This window comes from Bdellovibrio sp. BCCA (genome assembly GCF_037996825.1).
In the GTDB taxonomy this organism is placed as follows: domain Bacteria; phylum Bdellovibrionota; class Bdellovibrionia; order Bdellovibrionales; family Bdellovibrionaceae; genus Bdellovibrio.
Genome location: NZ_JBBNAC010000001.1, coordinates 3059272 through 3081359, shown reverse-complemented (window position 1 = coordinate 3081359; position 22088 = coordinate 3059272). Strand labels below are relative to the sequence as shown.

Sequence of the window (22088 nt, the reverse complement as noted above, 5' to 3'; positions counted from 1 at the left end):
GAACATGACCTCTGTCATATCTCACAATTTTCAAAAATACTTAATAAAATCAATGACTTATTAACTTTTCCTTGCATTTACAAAAGCAGATGTGCTAAACCCTTTAAGTTCCTAGCAAATTTAAATTTATAGGTCACAACAGGGGATCATCGCAGCATGCTTTATCAATGGCTTTATTCGATGGCGGATCAGTTTTCGCCACTGAACGTTTTTCGGTACATCACCGTTCGTACTTTCATCTCATTTTTCACAGCGTTTTTGTTGTGCTGGATGTGGGGTCCTCACTTCATTAAACGTTTGCAGATGAAACACTTTGGTCAAAGTATTCGTGATGACGGCCCTCAAACTCACAAGAAAAAAGCCGGAACGCCAACAATGGGTGGAGGTCTGATTCTTCTTTCCACTTTGATCCCATGTTTGTTGTGGGTGGATATGATGAATCCTTTGGTGTGGGCAGTGCTCATCATCACTTGGGGGTTTGGTTTGATCGGTTACATGGATGACTGGCTCAAAGTGAGTAAGAAAAATTCCAAAGGACTTTCCGGAAAAATCCGTTTGGCTGGAGAGTTTCTTATCAGTGGAGCTGTGATCGGATACCTTGTTCATTTCCACGGACTTAGCACTGCTGTGACAATTCCATTTGTGAAGTCGGTGTCTTTGGATATCGGTTACTTCTATATTCTATTCGGTGCTCTTGTTGTTGTTGGAACCGCCAACGCCGTGAATTTGACAGACGGTTTGGACGGTCTCGCAATTGTGCCAGTGATGATCTCGGCTGCGACCTTGGGACTTTTTGCTTATGTGACAGGTCACTATTCGATCGCCTCTTACTTGCAAATTCCTCACGTCGTCGGTGCGGGAGAGTTAACTCCAGTCGCAGCAACCATTGTTGCCGCAGGTATGGGGTTCTTATGGTTTAATGCCTATCCCGCGCAAGTGTTCATGGGGGACGTCGGTTCACTTTCCTTGGGTGGATTTCTAGGAACGATGGCGGTGATCACTCAAAATGAACTTTTGATGGTTGTCTTAGGCGGTGTTTTCGTGGTGGAAGCATTGTCCGTTATCACACAGGTGATTTCGTTTAAAATGACGGGGAAAAGGGTCTTTAAAATGGCGCCGATTCATCACCACTTTGAATTAGGCGGTTTAACAGAAACAAAGATCATTGTGCGTTTCTGGATTATTTCTATTTTATTAGCTGTATTAAGTCTTGCGACTCTGAAGTTGAGGTAACAAATGTATAAAGAGTTTAGTGAATTAAAAGATAAAAGAATTCTTGTCGTCGGTCTTGGTAAAACAGGTGCGTCTTTGGCGCACTTTCTTACTAAGCACGGCGCTCAAGTGACGGTGACGGATCACAAATCCAAGCCAGAGCTTTCAACTCAGTTGGAGCAATTAGGTGATTTGCCAATCAAGTTTGAATTGGGTGGTCACAGTCCAAAAACTTTCATTGCTCAAGACTTGGTGATTTTGTCTCCGGGTGTTCCAAGCAATTTGAAAATCTTTGATTACGCACGTTCTCAAGGAATCAAAATCACGGGAGAGTTTGAATTCTCTGCGGGATTCATTAAAGAGCCGATCATTGGTCTTACTGGAACAAACGGCAAAACGACTGTGGCGAAAATCACAGAGGCGATCCTGAAAGAATCCGGTATTAAAACTTGGGTCGGTGGCGCGAATGAAAAGCCATTGGTTGATTACTTGCGTTCAGATGAAAAAGCGCAAGTGGTGATCGCGGAAGTTTCAAGCTTCATGCTTGAGCATTGCGATACTTTCAATCCAATGAATATCGTTTTCACAAACTTGGCTGAAAACCATTTGGATCGTTATCGCTCAATGGAAGAATACGTGAATGCAAAAAGACGTATCTTCAAAAACACAAACCAAGCGACAACAAGCATCTTGAATGCTGATGACAACGCGGTTGTTGAATTGGCGCGTGATCCAGCGGTTCAACGTGGACGTATTTTCTACTTCTCCCGCAAGCCAGCTTTGGAACCACAAATCATGAACATCGGTGGTGCCGTGAATATCGGAGACGAAATCCGCGTGCGCACAGGTCCAGAGATTGAAAGCTTCACAATCAAGAACATGAAAATGCGCGGTAAGCATTCTGTTGAAAACGTGATGGCAGCGATCTTGGCATCACGCGAGCACGGTGCGACTCGTGAAGCGGTTCAGAAAGTGATCGATACTTTCACAGGTCTTCCTCATCGTATTGAATACGTGCGCAAAGTCGGCGGAGTTTTGTTCTACAACGACTCTAAGGCGACAAACGTGCACGCAGTTCTTCGCGCATTGGACACTTTCGATGAAAACGTGATTTTGATCGCCGGTGGTAAAGACACGAACTTGAACTACGAACCTCTTCGCAACGCCGTTAAGAGAAAGGTCAAGACCTTGATCTTAGTCGGGGAAGCGAAAGAGAGAATCAACCGCGACCTTGGTGATTTCTCTGAAACGTTCTTGATCGGAACTTTTGAAGAAGCGGTCTTGATCGCTTACCAAAAGTCGAGAATCGGTGACACAGTTTTGTTGTCTCCAGGTTGTTCGTCTTTTGACATGTTTGACAGTTTCGAAGAACGCGGCGATTATTTTAAAGAAATCGTGAGAAAGTTTCATTGATCGGCGAAAGCCGGTCCAATCAGACCGCCCAAGAGGGGCGGTCTTTTTCAATGCCAGGAGGGCCTCCCGTGTCTCAACGTCTTTTTATTCTTTTAACATCTTCTGTTCTTTTGCTTTCCGGATGTTCTTCTGCGTTTAAAGCTCGCCAAGAACAACGTGAAAAATTGGCAGCTAGCACAGGCATGTACTGTGAGTTTGTTAGCGGAGATCTTTTTCCGGATTTGGATGTTGAGTTGAACATGCAGATGGCTCGTCGCTGTGACTCGAACAAAAACTTTTCTATCACAAACTACAAGAACTCTTCGGATCAAACCGGCGTGATTTACTGCTGCTCAACAGCGGGACGTCGTGCAGCAGTGGCTCCGAAGAAGCCGATGACACCAGTAAACAAGCCTGAAGTGACTCAAGATGCAGATGCAGAAGTGATTTCCGAATAGTCCAGTCTTGTCAGTAGCATTGGACGATAAAAAGGACTTCTGAATATACTAAAGTTCGGGAGTCCTACTATGTTGAGATATTTGTCTAGCAGCTTGTTTTTAGCCATCATCACTCTTTTAGGGATCGGCCTCGTTCAAGTTTACTCTTCCAGTTTTATTTTCGCGATTGAGTCCTACGGTGATGGACTTTTCTTTTTTAAGCGACAATTGATTTTTGCGTTAGTAGCGTTTGCGGTTTTGATCGGTACGATTCACATCCCGTTTCGTTATATCGAAAAATACGGATGGGCTTTGTGGTTTGTAGCGACACTCGGTGTGCTTGCGACGTATGTTCCTGGCTTGGGTGTACGAGTTGGGGGAGCATTGCGCTGGATTCAACTTCCTCTGGGAATCCGTTTTGAGCCCGGTGAACTTCTTAAAATTTCTTTCAGTGTGTGGTTTGCAAGTCTCTTGGTAAGAAGAGAAAATCTTCTTTCCAAATTGAAGTGGCATTGGCTGCTTATTGCAATGGTGGCACCACTGGGGCTTTTGTTAAAACAACCTGACTTCGGAACTTTCGCAATCATCCTGATGGTTGGCGTGACTTTGCTTTTCGCTTTTGGTCTTCAGTGGAAATATATCATTGCGGCTCTTGGTGTTTTGATTCCTGCATTTTATTTCTTGGTCATGACAGTTCCTTATCGTCGTGCGCGTGTTCTTGCGTTCTTAGATCCATGGTCTGATCCCGCACAAAAAGGCTTTCAAGTGATTCAAAGTATGCTGAGCTTTCACTCGGGTGGATTGACAGGTGTGGGCCTAGGGCAAGGCCAAGGAAAGTTGTTCTTTCTTCCAGAGGCACACACGGATTTTACGTTGGCAGTATTCGGTGAAGAGATGGGTTTCATCGGTTTTATGATGTTACTGGCTCTTTATGGTTTTGTCGTTTTCCGTGGAATTCAAATCGCAGTGAAAGCTGAGGAGCCTTTTAAAAAAGCAATGGCTTTGGGTTTGTCAGTGACTTTTGGTCTGAGTGTCTTTATCAATGCAGGTGTGGTGATGGGACTTCTGCCAACGAAAGGTTTAACACTGCCTTTTCTCAGTTACGGCGGAAGCTCTTTGGTTTCACTTTGTTTTATGTTTGGTTTGATCCTCAATATTGAAAATTCATTTGAGGAAGATAAGTTTTCCCGCCGCTTCGGCTCGCGTTGGACAACATCGAAGGTGAAGAATTCATGATTAAAAGAACAATTGTGATCGCAGGTGGAGGTACCGGCGGACACATTTATCCGGGCATAGCGATTGCCCGTGCGATTCAAAAAGTAGATCCTACTGTTGAAGTCCATTTTGTTGGAACGGCCATGGGCCTAGAATCCAAGATCGTGCCTCGCGAAGGTTTCCCTTTGCACTTGATCGAATCCGGAAAGCTCAATGTCAAAAGTCCTATCGAAAGAATCAAAACTCTTTTAAAAATTCCTGTGGGTCTTTGGCAGTCTGTCCGTTTGTTAGGGCAATTAAAGCCGCTTTACGTAATTGGTGTTGGAGGTTATGCCTCGGGGCCTTTTGTGTTGGCAGCCAGCACCATTGGTTTTAACACAGCGATCTGGGAACCCAACGCCATGCCGGGAATGGCAAATCGTCTTTTAGCTCGCTTCGTTGATAAGTGTTTTGTGGTTTTTGCAGAAGCTAAAAAATATCTTAAAAATGATCAGGTGACTCAAGTCGGAATGCCCGTGCGTGAAGAAATTGAAAATGCAGTTCACGAGTCCCATAAAGATGAGAAATTTCATCTTTTGTCTTTTGGCGGCAGCCAAGGATCTCGCGTTATCAATTACTGTTTGAACGAAGCCATTATGTCTGGTGGTGATTGGGTTAAAGATCTTTCTGTTGTTCATCAGTTAGGCAAGTGGGATTACGAAACTGTGACTGCCAAATATCAAGGGGCGCCTTGCGAGGTCGAGCCTCATGAGTTCATTTATGACATGCCAAAGTACTATAAATGGGCGGATATCATCGTCAGTCGGGGGGGGGCTAGTTCTATTGCCGAGGCCGCCGCTTTTGGTATCATTCCGATCATCATTCCTCTTCCGGCAGCTGACAATCATCAGCAAAAGAATGCGGAGAGTTTGGTTGCGAAAAATGCAGGGCGCATGATCTTGCAGAAAGATTTAACTCCGGCTAGGTTGATCTCTGAGATCCAATCGCTGCGCAATGATAAAGAATTGCGTGAGCAGATGGTCAAAAATATAAAGTCTTTTTATATTCCTCAAGCGGCGACAACAATCGCAAAGGAAATATTGCAATGAAATTACAACACGCCAAATTTCATTTCGTAGGTATCGGCGGTATCGGTATGTGTGGTCTTGCGGAACTGCTTCACAATATCGGCGCAAAAGTTTCTGGCAGTGACATCTCTGAAAATGCAAATACGGAACGACTGAAAGAGTTGGGCGTTAAAGTTTTTAAAGGTCACGCCTCTTCCAATGTCGGTGATGCCGACGTCGTTGTTTACTCAAGTGCGATTCAATACGGAAATCCGGAAATCTCTGAAGCTCGCGCAAGACAAATCCCCTTGATCCCTCGTGCAGAAGCGCTGGCGGAAATTATGCGCATTAAACGCGGTATCGCGGTGGCGGGAACTCACGGAAAAACAACGACAACATCCATGACTTCAGCGATTTTCTTGGAGGCGGGTTTAAGTCCAACAATCGTCGTCGGTGGTCGTTTTGAACTTATTAAATCCACAGCGATGTTGGGTTCCGGAGAATGGCTTGTTGCTGAAGCCGATGAATCTGATGGAAGTTTCCATAAACTTTCTCCAGAAATTGCCATCATCACCAACGTGGACTCTGATCACTTAGATCACTTTAAAACTTTTGAAAACCTGCAAAAGAACTTCTATGACTTTGCTTTGAAAGTTCCATTCTATGGCAAAGTGATTGCGTGCGGCGATGATCCGATCATTCGCCAAATTTTTGAAAATTTCCCTAAGCGTATTTTATTCTACGGATTTGATGAAAAGAATGATTTAGTTCTTAGCGGTGAGCAAGGAAGTTATTCTTTGTATCGCAGTGACCGTTTGTTGGGCACAAGACATCTTGTGGGTGAATTCCAGCTTAAAGTTCCTGGCCGTCACAATGCTTTGAATGCGGTGGCTGCCATTTGCGCCGGTGTTGCCGCAGGAATTCCATTTGCAACATGCGCTAAAGGTTTGCAACGCTTTGAAGGCGTTGACCGTCGCTTCCACTTTAAAGGTGAAAAACGCGGTATCAAAGTTTATGACGACTACGGGCACCATCCCACAGAAGTGCGCGCAGTTCTTCAGGCGTTTCGAGAAAAATATCCAAAACAGCGTTTGGTGGTTTTCTTCCAACCGCATCGTTATTCCAGAACTCAACATTGCTGGCATGATTTCACAACGGCTTTCAAAGAAGCGGATGAAGTTTTGCTCACAGATATTTACGCGGCCGGAGAAGCTCCAATTCCTGGAGTGAGCAGCGAAAAGCTTGCCCAAGAGATGAAGCACGAGCGTGCACAGTATTTCTTGCGTGACGACAAAGCGACTCAAAAAGTTTTGGGTTTGCTTAAAGAGGGCGATGTGTTTGTCACCCTCGGCGCAGGAGACGGCTGGAAGCTCGGCCTTGATGTTTTAAATCAATTATAAAAGGGCTACTGGATTCTGTTCATGCAGTTCCAGTTGGCCTTAAATCTATTGCCTTGAATTTTCATCGAAGAAGCAAGAGCCAGACATTCAGAGCGACTGAGCTGGCTTTGATTTGCAAGCTTACTCCAACAATACCACCGAACATCATCGGAGTTTTCAGGATCGATATTTCTATCGGCGGCTTCAAGGCATGCCCCTAAATGAATTTCGCCAGTAAAGCGGGTCAAACACTGCCAATCCATTCCAGTTACACTTTGCGTTTCAAATTCGCGCGCGATCTGATGGCATTTTAAGGGCGAATCAATCTCCGTTTCAAATTCATTGTGGCAATACCAACGGTATCCATCGCGACCTTCTGCTGTCGATTTCTGTTTAGCTTCGTACAAACATGTCTGTACCCGAGGGCTCAATCTTTCCGAAGAAAGGGGTAGCTTTAAGAAGTAAGCCATATCTATGCGATCCCGGCGGGGCCATGAAGCTGACATATTGGCGATTGTGATTTTGTCATTCCAGCTGATACGTGAAGATAAAGCGCGAATAGCTTCACGACGCAATGATGAGTCCTGACTTGCAGTCATAGACTTTAGAACGTTTTCTATGTCTTCATCGTAACTTCCAAAACATTGACTGAGTCGTGGAAGAAACGGATTTCCTTCTGCAGAGGCACGAATCCAAGCGCCATGAAGTTCCGTGTTTTGCAGAAGATCTTTCATCGCACAAAATTGATCCGTCACTATGAAGTTTAGACCCGAAGCAAGCCTTTGACGCAGAAGTCTTTCTTGTTGGTCTTGTTTCACGACCGACGGAATAAGCCCAAGGCTTGCTTGTAAATCTAAAAACTGAAATTTCATTTTTAGCGGCAAAGATTTAGCCACGCCAATTTCTTCGAAGAAGCTTTGAAAATTTTGTCGAGCTTCGGTTGATGTTGTGACAGCTTCCTGAAGCAGGTGAAGAAATGAAGGGTTTTTGGTCGCTTCTAATAAAGGCTCGTAATATTTTTTTAAATTTGTTTTCTTGGATAAAAAGACGATGGCTTCTTTGTTTTGATCCTGATTTTGTGAATACGTCTTACAAGTTAAAGCGCGATAGTTGGGATCAACATCTTTAGCTGGCTGAACCATGCGGTAACTTGTTCCAGCAAAAACTTGTTTCAATCGATTCGTATCGGGGCCTTTATTAAAAAACACATCTTTGCTTGTGTTCTTTAACGATTGGCGAAGCAGGGGAGCAGCGACTTTGCCCAACGGGCCCGTGCTTGAAAAGCCATGCAGTCTTTCTACACCTTGAAAGGCGGAAGAAAAAATCTGACTGATGCTCATTCCATATTCCGAGTATCGAGCAAAAGCCACGCGCTCGGCGAGGTCACGGGGGAAACCATTGTGGATAAGAACTTCGACGTATTCTTCGATAGATCTTTTGTCTGGAGCTTTGGTAGACAGAGTGTTGCAGCCCATAAGAAAAACATCTTTAGGATGACTTAAAATTCCTGGACAAGAATTTTCGCAGCTCAATTTCTCAATTTCTTTTAAATCCAAAGTGGTGCTAACGCCTTCACCAAAAAACACACCACCAAAATGACCGGAGACAAGCAGGACGTCACATTGAATTCCAGACTGGCAAGCGCGAGCGAGCCATGAAGGATCCTTGTTCTCTGGAACAAGTTCCGTGATCTCTACATCCTGACCACCATACATATTTTTAAGAACTTCTTTTTCATCACTGGAGTTTAAAGTCATCGTGCAAATGCGCTTCGGCGCAGCCCCAGCGGAAAGAGCTGTAAAAATGAGAAGTCCTAAAATCGAAGCCATGAGTCTGATCATAGTCTTCTTTAGTGCAAGTTCGTATCCACGCTAGTGAATTGTAGAGCGCAGTTGGTGATCCATTCCTTTAACACGTGACGAAAAAGGCAGGTGAAGTCTCATTTTGAGACGCCTTTGTCTGGACTTCACCTTTGAATGCTTTTTAGAATACTAACAAACAAAGAAGGATTTTAAGGATGAAAAAATTTGTTTTAGTTGCGGGTCTTTTATTTCTGACAAGTTGTCAAACACCGAAAGAAAGTTCGTCGGTGATTCGTACGGCGAAAGAGCGTGACGATCATAGCACGGCAGAGGCCTTTGGGACTCAATTCGCGATCTCCACACAAGGTCGCTACGCTAGTAAAGCGGCCGAAGAAATTTTTGCTCAAGGTGGAAATATTATTGATGCCACGGTGGCGGCTTCATTTACGGTGTCTGTTGAAAGACCGCAGTCTACAGGAATTGGCGGCGGCGGATTTCTGCTTTTCCATGAAGCAAAAACAGGAAAGACTTACGCGATTGATTTTCGCGAAAGGGCCCCGCTGCGTGCGACTAAAAACATGTACGTGGGAAAAGATGGCAAGGCCAATACAGATCTATCACAGAACGGTGTCTTAGCTGTTGCAGTTCCAGGAATGGTGGCAGGACTTATCGAAATTCATAAAAAGTTTGGGTCCTTACCTCTTGAAAAAGTCGTGCAGCCCGCGATTCATTTGGCGGAAAATGGATTTCCCATTTATGAAGAATTTCATAAAGCCTTGGAAAATCGTGTCGAACAAATTCGTAAAGACCCTTCAGCAAAAGCGATCTTCCTCGATGCTTCAGGCAATGTTCCGGCTATTGGAACTGTGCTTGTGCAAAAAGACCTAGCGAAGACTTTGCAGCTTATCGCTAAAAAAGGAAAAGACGGTTTTTACAAGGGTTTCGTGGCGAAATCCATCGTCGATCTTTCTAAAAAGGAAAAAGGTTTAATCTCTTACAAAGATCTTTCTTCATACCAAGTGAAATGGCGTAAACCCGTTGAAGGAAACTTCGACGGCTACGAAGTCATTTCAATGCCGCCTCCAAGTTCGGGTGGAGTGCATGTTATTCAATTTTTGGATTTTCTTGAAAACGATCATCTCGCAAAACAAGGTTTTTTATCTAAAAACTCCATTCACCTGGCATCCTCTGCTTTGCAATCGTCATTCGCAGATCGCGCAAAATATTTGGGTGATCCGGATTTCACAAAAGTTCCTGTGCAGGGTTTGATTTCTCCGAAATATATTGAATCACGTCGCAAAGAAGTGCGCTTGGATCACGCAAGAAAACTTTCAGAAGTCGAAGCGGGAAATCCGGCTCCTTATGAATCCACAGAGACAACGCATATTTCACTGATGGATGACAAAGGAAATGCTGTAAGCACAACTCAAACGATCAATGGCTGGATGGGTTCGGGCGTTGTGGCTCCTGGAACAGGTGTTGTGCTTAACAATGAAATGGATGATTTCTCAGCCCAAGAGGGAAGTTCGAACTTGTTTGGTGCCATTGGTGGAAAACCCAATGCCATTGCTCCAAGGAAAACTCCACTTAGTAGCATGTCGCCAACAATTTTGATGAAAGACAACAAGCCTTTCATGGCTGTGGGTGCGCCGGGTGGAACACGCATTATCAGCTGTGTAGCGCAGACGATCTTAAACTACGTCGAATTCAAATTACCTCTTTACGATGCGGTGACAGCAATCCGCTATCATCATCAATGGCAACCGGATGTTCTTTACATCGATCCGCCGGGACCTTCCGCGGAAGTTTTAAAAGGACTTAAAGAAATGGGTTATGACGTAAAAATTGAACCTGTTCCGTGTTATGTGATGGCAGTAGCCAAAGAAGGCGATAAGCTTCATGGTGTCGCAGACCCGAGAGATATCGGAATCAGTATTGCAAAATAAATCAAAACAAAAAAGGCCGAGTGAAAACCCGGCCTTTTTATTTTAATTCATACGTAAAGCTTACGATGCATCATTCAGTGGTAAGAGGTCTTCATGATTTGTCGAAGGACGGTTTTGCGCCTGCACTTTCGGAATTGAAGGTGGAGGGGTTTTCGTCTTCGGCGTCATTTTGGTAGCTGTTTTTGTGGCGACTTCGTTGTTGTCACTGCGTTTGCCTTCAACAATCAAAATCAAATCTTGAACCATCGAGTGCATTTGTTGTGAGCGCTCTGAAAGAACTTCCGCATTCGAAGCACATTCGCCAGCAGCCGAAGCATTGTTTTGTGTCACGCGATCTAATTCATTGATCGACATATTGATCGAATTAACACCTTGAGCTTGCTCGGAGCTTGCCGTTGAAATTTCGATATTCAACGCTGTCAGTTTTTCGATTTGCTGAACGATTTCATTAAGCATCGCGCCGCTTGCTTGCACAACTTCATGGCCATTTTCAATTTTATCTACGCTGTCTTTGATAAGACCCGAAATTTCTTTGGCTGAGGTTGCACTTCGTTGCGCCAAAGCGCGGACGGCTTCGGCAACAACCGCGAATCCTTTGCCTTGTTCTCCGGCGCGAGCCGCTTCAACTGCAGCATTTAAAGCCAAAAGATTTGTTTGAAAGGCGATATCGTCGATAACGGTGATGATTTCTTCGATTTTTTTAGAACTTTTTGCGATTTCGTCCATGGAAAGAATCAGTTTCTCAACTTCCTCTTTGCCTGTGCGGGCTTTTCCTTGGGCGCGTTCTGCAAGGTTTCTTGCTTCGTTCGTGTGTTCAGCATTGAGCTTAATCATGCTCGACATTTCTTCTGTTGCTGAAGTCGTTTGTTGAATTGAGGCAGCGGCAGTAGCTGCGGCATTATTAAGATCTTGAGATGATTTCGTGATCTCGACACTTGCGTGTGCAACGCCAGTTCCAGTGTCTTGCAGCTTTTCTGCAATACCAGAAAGAGCTCTCATTGGTTTACTCAAGAACATAAACGCTAGAAATAAAGCGATGAATGAAAGACCTGTGGACCAACCGATAATGTACCAAGTGGCATTCATGGCTGCGGCTTTTACTTCTGCTTTGCTAGAGATCACGGCAAAACCGCCGTGCAGTTTTCCATCAGACCAATTTTCCATCGGATAACCTAGAATGTCTTTGCCATTCTTCCAAGGAGACGTCGCTGGATCACCATGGCAACTAAAGCAACCTTGCGAGGCCGTTAGACGGACCGGACGATACACAATTGTTTCAGTGTCTGTGGACACCATTTGCTCTTGCAGTTTTGGATCGGCTTCAAACTTTTTAAGAATTTCTAATTCTTGGGCTGTCGCGCGATTGTTAGGGTTGCGTGGCTCGTCAGAGAAGATGCGGAAAGTGTAGCCTTCTTCCTTTGCGCCCTCTGCGCCCACTTTCATCGCGGCAAAGATAGGGACTTGTTTTAAGATAGTGAGCTTCGCTTCTTTGGGGAGATTTCCGTCAGGATGTGTTGTTGTTGCTTTTTCAATGCTGGCTTCGAGGCCACCTTGGGAAGCTATGTAAGAACGAACAGCTTCCAAACGAGAAAGAATGGCTCTTGATTTTTCAATGAGTTGTTGTTCGCCTTGCCCAGAGATACGTGCAGAAGAGACAAAGACTGCGGCTGCGGTACAAATAACACAGGCGAAAACAATGCTCGCCATAACTTTCGTGTTGAACTTCATAATGTTAACGCTCCTTATTGATGTATCTCTTATCGAACCTGTGTTCGTGATACATTCGTTATAATGGTGCAATTGTCGGAGCGGTATTTATGAGTCTTCATCGGCCAAACGAGTGATTTGGAGTCTAAAATAAAAAATAATTGAAAATAAAATGACAGGCCGAGGACTTCGTAATTTTTCTGGATCAAGAAAATGAATAAGTTTTAATGCAGTTTCTGTTTATAAACTCTTATTTTCGAACGACTTTGGTCTTGTTTTGCGGACACCATTTCAAAGTTTGTTCGGATCTTGATAGTCTAAAATTCACGGCAGCAAAGGATTTGCGGAAAGATATTCAGTGAAGAAGCTCGTTTTACAACTCATCTTTGGATTTATTGTTCTTCCTGTTTCTGTAGCGGGAACTCTTTATTATCTGAACAAAAACGGATTCTTTAATATCAGCAAAGTCGAAGTCATTTTAGAAAATCCTCCTGTGGGCCAAGAGCAATTTTTAAAACCAAATGTCGATGCTCTTGAGGTGGCACTTGCAAAGTACAAAGGGATTTCTCTTTGGAATATCAAGCTTAAACAAATCTCGCGCGAAGTTTCTTCACAAAATTGGGTTGAAGGTTTGAACATCAAACGCAGTTGGCCTGCAACTTTGTCTGTGCGCGTGCGCCCGCATGAAGTGAAACTTCTCTTCATGTCGAAGAATGGAAAATTAGTTCCTATTATTAAAGATGGAAGTTTTTTAGATCCGATTGAATCCAAAGAAGCTCCCGATGTGGCTCTGTTAGAAGGTGAAACTTTTCTGAAGAAAACAGAGCTCAGAAAAAAAGCAGTGGATGTGATTGAACAAATTCCTGCTGAAGGATCGTTCAGTAAAAAAACAATTTCTGAAATTCGTTATGACAACAAAGAAGGTTTTTGGATGACCTTGATCAAAACCGGTGTGCAAGTAAAAATGGGTGAAGATCAAGTGGCACTAAAGGCTGCACGTGTAAGTCAGGTCGTAGATTATCTCGACTCCCGCCAGTTTGACGCTCGCGTCATAGATGCGAATCTGTCAAAGAAAGTCCTTGTCAGGTTGCGTAAGGATCCCTAAGCTTAAGTCTGGAGGACCGATTAAAGTCGAGCACATTTGGCTCGAATACCTTTTAAAATGATTTTAATTGGTGGTCCTACAACATAAGTTTAAGCATCCGTGAGGACTTAAGGATGAGTACATCAAAACCGAAAGCACCGGTATTGGCTGGCTTGGACATTGGTTCTACCAAAGTTTCATTCGTTATTGGAACAGTCAATCCCGACGGAAAAATCGAAGTTGCCGGCGTGGGCAGAGCCCCAAACACAGGCATTCGCCAAGGCGTTGTGGTCAATATTGAAGCCACAACCGAGTCTATTAAAAAAGCAAAAGAAGAAGCAGAACTGATGTCAGGCTACTCCATCTCTGAAGTATGGGTGGGAGTTGCTGGGACACATATTTCCTCTTTCGATTCCAAAGGCATGGTCGCAATTAAGAATCGCGAAGTCACTGCTTCTGAAATTGATCGCGTGATTGAAGCAGCAAAAGCGGTGGCAGTTCCTGCGGATCGCACAGTTCTTCACGTTCTTCCAAGAGAATTCAAAGTCGACGGACAAGATGGGATCACAGATCCTATCGGCATGTCGGGCATTCGTCTAGAAGCCAACGTGCACATCGTGACAGGCAGTCAAAGTGCCATCAACAACACAGTTAAATGCGTAGAAAAAGCAGGTCTTAAAATTGCCGGCCTTGTGCTGGGTCAATTGGCTTCTGCAACAGCCGTTATTTCTAACGACGAAAAAAATCTCGGCGTGTGTGTTGTCGACATGGGCGGCGGCGCTTGCAACGCTTTGTATTTTGTGAACGGAAGTGTGGCGCATTCATCGACAATTCCGGTGGGCGGTCAACACTTCACTCATGACGTGGCTGTAGGACTTAGAACTCCACAGTTTGCGGCAGAGTCTTTAAAAATTAAACATGGTTGCGCAATGGCTTCCATGGTGAATGAAAACGAAACTATCGAAGTCGAAGGTGTCGGCGGCAGAAAAGCCCGCGTGATTCCTCGTAAAGACTTGGCCGATGTTATTGAGGCCCGTGCAGAGGAAACTCTGAACTTGGTTGCCAATGACATTCGCATGAGTGGCGTGATGCCGATGTTGGGATCGGGAATTGTTCTTACAGGTGGCGCGAGTCAACTTGATGGCTTGGTGGAGATGGGTGAGTTTATTTTTGATATTCCGGTTCGCAGAGGTGCGCCTCGTGAAATCGGAGGGCTTACGGATGTTGTGAAGTCTGGAGAATTCTCAGCAGCTGTTGGATTGTTGTTGTACGCTTTGGGGCAAAAGAAAGATTTGCTTCATCACAATCAACAACAAGAAGTCAATATTGGTGAGTCGCTCGACGGTATCACTAAGAAGATCAAAGATTTTTTTGGACAGATTTTTTAATTTTACTCGGTGAGGGCTGGAGGCCCTTGATTCTGTGGGGAGGATCGAATGTTTGAATTAGAAGAAAATATCAATATAGGTGCAAACATTAAGGTAGTTGGCGTTGGCGGCGGCGGAAGTAATGCTGTTTCAACAATGATCGAATCCAACATGGCTGGTGTTGAATTCATCGTAGCAAATACAGACATCCAAGCTTTGAATGCAAATAAAGCGTCTAACAAAATTCAGTTGGGCCTTGATTTGACAAAAGGTCTTGGCGCAGGTGCAAACCCAGATGTGGGCCGCAGAGCTGCGATTGAATCTTACAATGAAATTGTTGAGAAATTGGAAGGCGCGGACATGGTGTTCGTCACTGCGGGTATGGGTGGCGGAACAGGGACAGGTGGCGCTCCGATTGTTGCGAAGATTGCGCGCGAACTTGGCGCATTGACAATCGGTGTAGTCACTAAGCCCTTCCTGTTTGAAGGTAAAAAACGCGGCAAGCACGCTGAAGGCGGTTTGTCTGAACTTAAAGACAATGTTGATACATTGATCGTGATCCCGAACCAAAAACTTCTTTCTGTAGCGGCAGAGAAAACTCCTCTTCTTGAGACATTCAAGAAAGCGGACGAAGTTCTTTTGCAAGCGGTAAAAGGGATCTCTGACCTTATCAATATCCGTGGTTTGATCAACTTGGACTTTGCGGATATCCGTACGGTGATGTCTTCTAAAGGTATCGCGATCATGGGGACTGGTTCTGCAAAAGGTGACAACCGTGCGGTAGAAGCAGCAACGGCAGCGATTTCTTCTCCTCTTCTTGAGAACGTAAAAATCGATGGCGCGACCGGCATCATCATCAACGTGACTGCAAGCTCAAGCTTGTCATTGTACGAAGTGAACGAAGCAACAACTTTGATCACGGAAGCGGCTCATGAAGATGCAGAAATCATCTTCGGTGCAGTTATCGACGACAACATGGGTGATGAAGTTCGAGTAACTGTGATCGCAACGGGTTTTGATTCTCACGACGTGAAACTTGTGAACGACATGGCACAAGTAAATCAAATGCAAAATTTCTTAAACCAACAAGCGGCTCAGTTTGGTGGTATGAATATGCAACAACAAATGATGCAAATGCCGCAGATGCCTCAAATGCCACAGATGCCTGTGATGCCGCAAATGCCTCAGTACCCACAAATGCCAGCGATGCCGACAATGCCTCAGATGCCACAAATGGCACCTGTTGAATTGCCACCGATCGCGGCTGTGCAATCTCAAGTGATGAATTTTACCCAACCTCCACAACAGGAGGTACCCCAGGTAACTGAGACTGTTGTTGTTCCACCAGTAGCTCCAGTGACTCCGCAAATGGCGCAACAAGCAGCACAAAACGTGATGCCACAAGCTCCGGTTCAACAATCGACTCCAGAAGTTGCAACACCAATTCAACCGCAAGTTGAAGCAGCTTCTCCTCGTGATTTGTTGCTGGCTAAAGCTCGTGCTTTCAAAGAAAGCCAAGAGTTGAAAGCTCGCCACAACAATCCAGAGCAATTGTCCATGAACGTAGATCATGAACAACAATCTTTGGAAGAGGCTCGTCGTATGGCGCGCGAGGTTCTTAGCTCTCCATTCTCTTCTCAAAACTTGGAAGTTCCTGCCTTCATCCGCAAGAAACAAGGTTTTGATTTGAAACAAGACTAGTGGAAGCCTGGTTCTTATCCGACATTCACTTAAAAACCGCAGAAGAGCGCAACGGACAAATCCTGTTGCGCTTTTTGCGTTCTTTGCGGGAGAAAAATCCGCAGGACATTCATCTTTTCCTTTTAGGTGACATCTTCGATCTTTGGGTCGGAGGCCACACTTATTTTGCCAGAAAATTTCAACCCCTCATGGATGCGCTTCGTGATCTCAAACAAGCCGGTGCGAAGATCACTTACATTGAAGGCAATCATGATGTGCACGTTGAAGGGTTCTTTCAAAAAAAGTTGGGCATCGAAGTTTTTGTCGAAGCTCAATATTATCTGATCGACGGCCTGCGCGTGCGTTTAGAGCACGGAGATCTGATTAACCTCAATGATGAAAAGTACTTGAAGTATCGCAGCATCATTCGTAATCCATTCATTAAACCCCTTGGAAACATTCTTCCAGGTCAGTTTTGGGATCATATCGGGAACAAAGCGAGCAAGAAAAGCCGCGCACGCAGCGGTCACTACCGCGTTTCCAATGAAGGACCGTTGATTGAAATGGTTCGTTCCCATGCGATCAAGGCTTATAAAGAAAAACCTTTTGATATGATCATCTCAGGGCACATGCACGTGTTTGATGATCACGTTGTCGAAGTGGATGGACACAAGGTTCGTTCGATCAACCTCGGCTCATGGTTTGAAGAGAAGGTCAAAGTCTTCTGCATCCGCCACGGCCACGGGGAATGGGTCTATATCTAATTATTTTTGATCTACTCTAAAAGAGGAATGCCGAGGTCGTTGAATTTTTGAACGCGACGGTTGTAGAGATCTACGACGTAAATATTTCCGTAGGAATCGCCCGCAATGTCGACGGGAACTGTGAATTGGCCGATGGCGGATCCTAGCTGGCCGAAGCTTGTGATGTAATTGCCGCCGCTGTCGTATTTGTCTACTTGGTTGGTGCTATAATTGGTTGCAAAGATGAAACCTGCTTCATTGGCGTAAACACCATAGCTCGGGCCATTTCCAAAGCTAAAAAGGAAGTTGCCTGCGGCATCGTATTTTAAAATTTTACTGAGCGAGACATCGGCCACAAAAATATTTCCGTCTTTATCAACGAAAAGGTTCACAGGTTGAGAGAGTTGTCCGGGGCCTCCGGAATTTCCGATCTCTTTTATGAAAGCACCTGTTTTATCCATCTTCTGCACCCGGTGATTGTTGATCTCCACGACGTAGATGTTGTCATCTTTGTCGATATGAATGCCGCCGGGACCATCGAGCTGTCCCGGTCCACTTCCTACAGTGGCAAGGGTCAGAAGGTAAGTGCCATCGGCGGAAAATTTCAAAATCTTATTTTGATTGGTATCTACCACAAAAATATTGCCGTCAGAATCAACGGCTGAATCAAATGCATATTGCAGTTGTCCAGGACCGGCGGCATTACTGCCAACTGTCGTCAGGTAATTTCCTTGAGGGTCAAACTTCACAACTCCTTGAGGTTTGGTGTTGTCGGGGGACTGTGCGACGTAGAAATTATTTTGTGAATCAATCCAGAGTCCCGTCGGCTGAGCCAAAACTTTTTCAGACTCTGGATAATCGGCAAATGATTTTTGATAGACACCGTTTTTATCCCAAAGTTCAATACGTTTTTTATCACCGTCAGCAATGTAAATTGAATCATTCGCATCAAAGAAAATAGAATAAGCAACTCCAATGGCATCATGTCCACCGGTATCACCTTTATATGTCGCTATATATGTGCCAGTGGAAGAAAATTTAATAATTTCTTTACGTGAGGCTTCGGAGATATAAATGTTTCCTAAGGAATCGACACTCACGCGGGCTGGTTGTTGTAATTGGCCGACACCGTTTCCCGCGACTCCAAATTTCATAGAGAAGGTTCCGGAAGAATTAAATTTTTGCACGCGGTGATTATTATAATCGGTTACAAAAACATTCAAACTGTCATCAACATACAACCCATAGGGACACTTTATTTGACCGTCACCCGTGCCCCAGCCTAAGCCAATATTTTTGTTGAATGTGCCATTGGGATTAAAAACTTGTACGCGGTTGTTACCGCAATCGGCAATATAAATAAGTCCGTTCTTATCTATGGTGAGATCTGTAGGTGAATCCAATTGTCCATTGGCGAACCCTGAAGAGCCGACTTTGCTTTGAAAGTTTCCATTACGGTCGAAAACTTTATAAGAATTCCCGGCGAGGACATAGATCAGATTGTTGTGAAGAACAGCCCGCACCGGATTTTGAAGTTGGTTGTCAGCAGTTCCGTTAGCCCCAAAACCGAGAACTAATTCATCCGTGGCAGGATCATACTCTTGAACGCCCATACTCGTTTCATTCGCATTTGTAACAAGCAAATGACCTTCTGGGGTTAACTCAACACTGAGGGGAAATGCGAAAGAATATTTCGTTTTATTAGCTAAAGGGAAATGTCCAGGAAGAGGACCAACGGGACCTGGATCGTTACTCGGTGGAGCTTGTATGGGAGCCAGAGAATCCAGCGGCAGCTCCGCTAGATTCATATCAAGAGTGCACCCCGTAAGAAGGAGCATTCCGAAAAGCAATTGGAAAAACCTGTCTACGTTCATGAATTCCCTAAGTTTATTCATGATCTTTTTCGGTTTTTAACAAGCTGGGCTAAAGCTATTCCAATAGAATCCGCATGAAATCTCAAAATGAGACGCTGGATATTAGCGTTCTGTCACCTTTGCACAGTAGTACTTGTTTATTGCGACCTTTAACTGAGGTTCGTTCTCACAAAGGGATTCATTCAATGCTTGACCGCGAAGGCGCGCATCACTGAGCACCATCACCATTTTTAAATATGTTGGAGTAAGAGTCTCGCGGATTTTAAGGACGACATCGCGATAAGGTTTGCCGGGATTTCCCGCTTCATAACCACGAGCGCACAGTTCTTTTTCAACAGACTCTGGCACAGAAGAATAAGTTCCGGCCCACAAACCCCAGAGGCCCGCAAGATAACCAGTGCGGTCTTCGCCGACAGTGCAGTGGAAGTACAAGCTTTTATTTTTTTGAACGGCCTGTTCAATGGTGCGCAATGCTTGAATGGTCATCGTGCAGGCACTTTTAAAATCGTGCAGATCTTTCCAAGGAAAGGAAACATGAGTGATGGAGCGTGGGGAGATTCCTAATTTTTGAAGAGCTTCTTGTTCTTTTAAAACTTCACCTTTGGTATCGGTTTTAAAAATCAAAAACTCGGTGACGCCAAGACTGATCAGCTCTTGCATTTGTTTTTGGTTGGCTGGCGCTTTTCCGCGAATCACTTGCGCCTCGCCAGATTTGTAAATGATGTGGGCGTTAGAGATAGAACTTCCTTCAACAGCCGCAAAAGAAAGTGAAGAAGCTAGTAAAATAAAAGAAAGAAGAAGTGTTTTCATGAAGAGCTTTTTATAGCAAATCTTCACAAAAACAAAATGGGCTTGATAAAAAATAATATTCTCTCAAGGAATAATATCGATTTCATTATTCCCTGAAAGGCATTTTATTCGTTTTGAGAGCTATTCTGTGAAGTTTTTGAAGTTCTCAAGGGAAGCGGAATCCAAAACGGATTTTGAGTCTTGTAAGGGTTCCTTGATGCGCAAGACTTTTCCTTTACGCAAGTAAACCATTTCAATGGTCTTTTCATTCTTACGAGCCGCTTCGCGAACGGCTTCCTTAAGATCCAGCATGCTGTGCACGCGTTTACCGCGGACCAACTTTAAAACATCGCCAGCGCGAACCTTAGTTTTAGTGTTCTTGGCATTTTCCACACCAAGAGCCGCACCATCAGCAAGGTCTGTCAAAGACGGAGCAAAAAGGACATTGATGTCTTTTCTTTGAGCCGTAGGGTAACAAAATCCCACCGTACGATAAGCTTGAACTTTTCCATCGGGAGACGGCGCTGATTCCGTAGAGCTATCAAAGTATTTAAATCCGCGCTTCAAGCAGGTTTCACCTACCACGCGACCGACATAAGAAATCACATAACGAGGTTTGGTGCCTTCTTTAATATTAGAGTGAACGTAGAACATGTCGTTATACTTTGTGTCCTCAAGACGAAATCCAAAATCGGACTGGGATTGTTGTTCTTTAAACTCCGTCGTTGTAGCGCAAGCGACTAAAGAAAAACATGTAATAGCAAATAAAATTTTCGACACACGAACCTCACTTGTGGACATCTTTTTATTACACGTGTTTTTGCTCTTAGAGCCAACTATTTTCCCATGAAGGTCTTGTGTCTAAAATAGTCGTTGTCCTTAAGTGAAGGAGCTTTCTAAAATAATTTCTCGGAGGCCTTATGAAGAAACTGTGTTTGCTGCTTTTGTCTCTCCCATGCTTTGGATGGTCCCAGAATAAACTTATTCATGGGAATAACGAATTCGCTTTTGATCTCTACAAAAAAGTCGCAGCCAAAGACGGAAATGTGTTCTTTTCGCCGTACAGTATTTCCGCCGCGTTGGCGATGACCAGTGCTGGCGCTAAAGGCAAGACACTTCAAGAAATGAACAAGGTTTTGTATCTGTCGGCTAAGGCTCACGATGAGTTTCAGTCTCTAGAAAAAGATATCAATGCAGCAGAAGGTTACAAACTCACCGTAGCAAATAGCGTATGGGTTGAAAAATCAGACTCTTTCAAAGAGCCGTTTCAAGAAATTGTAAAAACGAAATACAACGCTCACTTTGAAGCTTTGGACTTTAAAAATCAGCCAGATCCATCACGCCTTATCATCAACAAATGGGTGGAGCAAAAAACTCAAGATAAGATCAAGGATCTTTTACCTCCGGGCTCTATCAAAGGCGGAGAAACGGATTACACGGGTCTGGTGCTTGCCAATGCAATTTACTTTAAAGGAGATTGGCAAGCAAAGTTTAAAAAAGAAAACACATCAGACCGTGAATTTCACGTTTCGGCTAAAGAGACTCAGAAAACTTCTTTTATGAATATCAAAAGTCGTTTTCATTATGCGGAGGATGAGAAATTCCAGGTTTTGGAAATGCCCTATGAAGGTGGCGATGTTTCGATGGTGGTCTTTTTACCTCGCAAGGGAAAAGATCTTCATAAACTTATGCCGAAGTTTGACAGCAAATATTTTGCGAAGATCTTACAAAAGATCACAGACAGCCCGACGTCTGACGTGATTGTGGCATTGCCAAAGTTCAAGCATGAATTAAGTTTGGAACTAAAACCGGTTCTGCAAAAAATGGGTATGCCATTGGCGTTCACTCGAAAAGCAGACTTTACGTCCATTCGTGATCTGAAACCTGGAGAGTCTCTTTTCATCGATCAGGTTTATCACAAAGCTTTTGTGGCGGTGGATGAAAAAGGAACTGAAGCGGCGGCGGCAACGGCTGTTGTTATGTCAACCTTAGGAGCCGCGCTGCCCATGAAGGTTTATGAATTTATCGCCGATCATCCATTTATGTACGCGATCTATCATAAAAAATCCGGATCTATTTTATTCCTCGGGCGCTACGCTAAACCGTAGTTCTTGAAGGTCAATGAACCGACGTGCCACCAGCCAGAGAAGAAGAGAAGATAGGCGATGACTCCAGCGATCAATCCTGCAACCAACAGGATGATCACGGATTTTAAGAAGACCTTCATCGGCTCCGGAACTTCTTCCTCACCCTGGTCTTTTTTGTCTTCTGGAATGGTTTCCATAAAGAACTCCTTCAATTTAATTTTATTCGGAGTTTCAGACTTGTAAACCGATAGCGTGTCGATGTGCTTGAAAACATGAAAGGCTTCAGAAAAACAAAAGGCTCTCTTATCGAGAGCCTTTTGTAGGTGAT

18 protein-coding genes are annotated in these 22088 nt (G+C 44.3%); 12 read left to right on the top strand and 6 right to left on the bottom strand.

All coding sequences use genetic code 11. The features are described 5' to 3' along the window. Nucleotides 1–156: 156 nt before the first annotated feature. The 6 genes from mraY (at nucleotide 157) to murC (ending at nucleotide 6702) form a co-directional block, all read left to right on the top strand. Nucleotides 157–1233 (top strand): phospho-N-acetylmuramoyl-pentapeptide-transferase, encoded by a 1077-nt coding sequence (mraY, locus tag AAAA78_RS14870; protein ID WP_340592836.1) that lies wholly within the window; start codon nucleotides 157–159, stop codon nucleotides 1231–1233. 3 nt (nucleotides 1234–1236) lie between these two features. Next, complete coding sequence (gene murD / locus AAAA78_RS14865; RefSeq protein WP_295898957.1) at nucleotides 1237–2625, top strand: UDP-N-acetylmuramoyl-L-alanine--D-glutamate ligase; 1389 nt, start codon at nucleotides 1237–1239, stop codon at nucleotides 2623–2625. Nucleotides 2626–2693: 68 nt separating this feature from the next. Next, nucleotides 2694–3062: a hypothetical protein gene (locus AAAA78_RS14860; RefSeq protein WP_340592834.1), complete on the top strand. Its 369-nt coding sequence runs from the start codon at nucleotides 2694–2696 to the stop codon at nucleotides 3060–3062. A 69-nt stretch (nucleotides 3063–3131) separates the two neighbouring features. Continuing rightward, the gene (gene ftsW, locus AAAA78_RS14855; protein ID WP_340592833.1) at nucleotides 3132–4277 is read left to right on the top strand and encodes a putative lipid II flippase FtsW; all 1146 of its coding nucleotides are present in this window, start codon (nucleotides 3132–3134) and stop codon (nucleotides 4275–4277) included. After that, nucleotides 4274–5344 (top strand): undecaprenyldiphospho-muramoylpentapeptide beta-N-acetylglucosaminyltransferase, encoded by a 1071-nt coding sequence (gene murG, locus AAAA78_RS14850; RefSeq protein WP_340592832.1) that lies wholly within the window; start codon nucleotides 4274–4276, stop codon nucleotides 5342–5344. Before ftsW ends, murG begins: the two co-directional genes overlap by 4 nt. Next, complete coding sequence (gene murC / locus AAAA78_RS14845) at nucleotides 5341–6702, top strand: UDP-N-acetylmuramate--L-alanine ligase (RefSeq protein WP_340592831.1); 1362 nt, start codon at nucleotides 5341–5343, stop codon at nucleotides 6700–6702. Before murG ends, murC begins: the two co-directional genes overlap by 4 nt. 5 nt (nucleotides 6703–6707) lie before the next feature. Here murC and AAAA78_RS14840 read toward each other — a convergent pair whose 3' ends face one another. After that, the gene (locus tag AAAA78_RS14840) at nucleotides 6708–8522 is read right to left on the bottom strand and encodes a hypothetical protein (RefSeq protein WP_340592830.1); all 1815 of its coding nucleotides are present in this window, start codon (nucleotides 8520–8522) and stop codon (nucleotides 6708–6710) included. Nucleotides 8523–8698: 176 nt separating this feature from the next. On the opposite strand from AAAA78_RS14840, the gene ggt reads away from it, so the two are divergent. Then, on the top strand, nucleotides 8699–10429 hold the full coding sequence (ggt, locus tag AAAA78_RS14835; RefSeq protein WP_340592829.1) for a gamma-glutamyltransferase: 1731 nt from the start codon (nucleotides 8699–8701) through the stop codon (nucleotides 10427–10429). A 60-nt stretch (nucleotides 10430–10489) separates the two neighbouring features. Here ggt and AAAA78_RS14830 read toward each other — a convergent pair whose 3' ends face one another. Beyond that, the gene (locus AAAA78_RS14830) at nucleotides 10490–12157 is read right to left on the bottom strand and encodes a methyl-accepting chemotaxis protein (protein WP_340592828.1); all 1668 of its coding nucleotides are present in this window, start codon (nucleotides 12155–12157) and stop codon (nucleotides 10490–10492) included. A gap of 337 nt (nucleotides 12158–12494) precedes the next feature. Between AAAA78_RS14830 and AAAA78_RS14825 the strand changes: the two genes are divergently transcribed. From AAAA78_RS14825 to AAAA78_RS14810, 4 genes are all read left to right on the top strand, one after another. After that, nucleotides 12495–13241: a cell division protein FtsQ/DivIB gene (locus tag AAAA78_RS14825; RefSeq protein WP_340592827.1), complete on the top strand. Its 747-nt coding sequence runs from the start codon at nucleotides 12495–12497 to the stop codon at nucleotides 13239–13241. A gap of 113 nt (nucleotides 13242–13354) precedes the next feature. Beyond that, a complete protein-coding gene (gene ftsA / locus AAAA78_RS14820; protein ID WP_295905802.1) occupies nucleotides 13355–14608 on the top strand; it encodes a cell division protein FtsA in 1254 nt (417 codons plus the stop codon). Nucleotides 14609–14656: 48 nt separating this feature from the next. After that, complete coding sequence (ftsZ, locus tag AAAA78_RS14815) at nucleotides 14657–16288, top strand: cell division protein FtsZ (protein WP_340592826.1); 1632 nt, start codon at nucleotides 14657–14659, stop codon at nucleotides 16286–16288. Continuing rightward, on the top strand, nucleotides 16288–17031 hold the full coding sequence (locus tag AAAA78_RS14810; RefSeq protein WP_340592825.1) for a UDP-2,3-diacylglucosamine diphosphatase: 744 nt from the start codon (nucleotides 16288–16290) through the stop codon (nucleotides 17029–17031). The genes ftsZ and AAAA78_RS14810 overlap by 1 nt, the downstream gene beginning before the upstream one ends. A gap of 11 nt (nucleotides 17032–17042) precedes the next feature. Here AAAA78_RS14810 and AAAA78_RS14805 read toward each other — a convergent pair whose 3' ends face one another. The 3 genes from AAAA78_RS14805 to AAAA78_RS14795 all read right to left on the bottom strand — a co-directional run bounded on the left by AAAA78_RS14805 (nucleotide 17043) and on the right by AAAA78_RS14795 (nucleotide 20453). After that, nucleotides 17043–18905: a 6-bladed beta-propeller gene (locus AAAA78_RS14805; RefSeq protein ID WP_340592824.1), complete on the bottom strand. Its 1863-nt coding sequence runs from the start codon at nucleotides 18903–18905 to the stop codon at nucleotides 17043–17045. Nucleotides 18906–18986: 81 nt separating this feature from the next. Further along, on the bottom strand, nucleotides 18987–19694 hold the full coding sequence (locus tag AAAA78_RS14800) for a tyrosine-protein phosphatase (RefSeq protein WP_340592822.1): 708 nt from the start codon (nucleotides 19692–19694) through the stop codon (nucleotides 18987–18989). Between the two features lie 120 nt (nucleotides 19695–19814). Further along, nucleotides 19815–20453, bottom strand: coding sequence for a hypothetical protein (locus tag AAAA78_RS14795; protein ID WP_340592821.1), 639 nt, complete (start codon nucleotides 20451–20453; stop codon nucleotides 19815–19817). A 140-nt stretch (nucleotides 20454–20593) separates the two neighbouring features. Between AAAA78_RS14795 and AAAA78_RS14790 the strand changes: the two genes are divergently transcribed. After that, the gene (locus tag AAAA78_RS14790; RefSeq protein ID WP_340592820.1) at nucleotides 20594–21781 is read left to right on the top strand and encodes a serpin family protein; all 1188 of its coding nucleotides are present in this window, start codon (nucleotides 20594–20596) and stop codon (nucleotides 21779–21781) included. Here AAAA78_RS14790 and AAAA78_RS14785 read toward each other — a convergent pair. Beyond that, entirely contained in the window at nucleotides 21766–21957 is a 192-nt protein-coding gene (locus AAAA78_RS14785; protein ID WP_340592819.1) for a hypothetical protein, read from the bottom strand. The genes AAAA78_RS14790 and AAAA78_RS14785 overlap by 16 nt on opposite strands. Between the last annotated feature and the right edge of the window lie 131 nt (nucleotides 21958–22088).

Excerpts from the sequence above, each read along its gene's own strand:
- mraY (WP_340592836.1), top strand. The coding sequence starts at position 157 with ATGCTTTATCAATGGCTTTATTCGATGGCGGATCAGTTTTCGCCACTG.
- murD (WP_295898957.1), top strand. The coding sequence starts at position 1,237 with ATGTATAAAGAGTTTAGTGAATTAAAAGATAAAAGAATTCTTGTCGTC.
- ftsW (WP_340592833.1), top strand. The coding sequence starts at position 3,132 with ATGTTGAGATATTTGTCTAGCAGCTTGTTTTTAGCCATCATCACTCTT.
- murG (WP_340592832.1), top strand. The coding sequence starts at position 4,274 with ATGATTAAAAGAACAATTGTGATCGCAGGTGGAGGTACCGGCGGACAC.
- murC (WP_340592831.1), top strand. The coding sequence starts at position 5,341 with ATGAAATTACAACACGCCAAATTTCATTTCGTAGGTATCGGCGGTATC.
- AAAA78_RS14840 (WP_340592830.1), bottom strand. The coding sequence starts at position 8,522 with ATGATCAGACTCATGGCTTCGATTTTAGGACTTCTCATTTTTACAGCT.
- ggt (WP_340592829.1), top strand. The coding sequence starts at position 8,699 with ATGAAAAAATTTGTTTTAGTTGCGGGTCTTTTATTTCTGACAAGTTGT.
- AAAA78_RS14830 (WP_340592828.1), bottom strand. The coding sequence starts at position 12,157 with ATGAAGTTCAACACGAAAGTTATGGCGAGCATTGTTTTCGCCTGTGTT.
- ftsA (WP_295905802.1), top strand. The coding sequence starts at position 13,355 with ATGAGTACATCAAAACCGAAAGCACCGGTATTGGCTGGCTTGGACATT.
- ftsZ (WP_340592826.1), top strand. The coding sequence starts at position 14,657 with ATGTTTGAATTAGAAGAAAATATCAATATAGGTGCAAACATTAAGGTA.
- AAAA78_RS14805 (WP_340592824.1), bottom strand. The coding sequence starts at position 18,905 with ATGAATAAACTTAGGGAATTCATGAACGTAGACAGGTTTTTCCAATTG.
- AAAA78_RS14800 (WP_340592822.1), bottom strand. The coding sequence starts at position 19,694 with ATGAAAACACTTCTTCTTTCTTTTATTTTACTAGCTTCTTCACTTTCT.
- AAAA78_RS14790 (WP_340592820.1), top strand. The coding sequence starts at position 20,594 with ATGAAGAAACTGTGTTTGCTGCTTTTGTCTCTCCCATGCTTTGGATGG.
- AAAA78_RS14785 (WP_340592819.1), bottom strand. The coding sequence starts at position 21,957 with ATGGAAACCATTCCAGAAGACAAAAAAGACCAGGGTGAGGAAGAAGTT.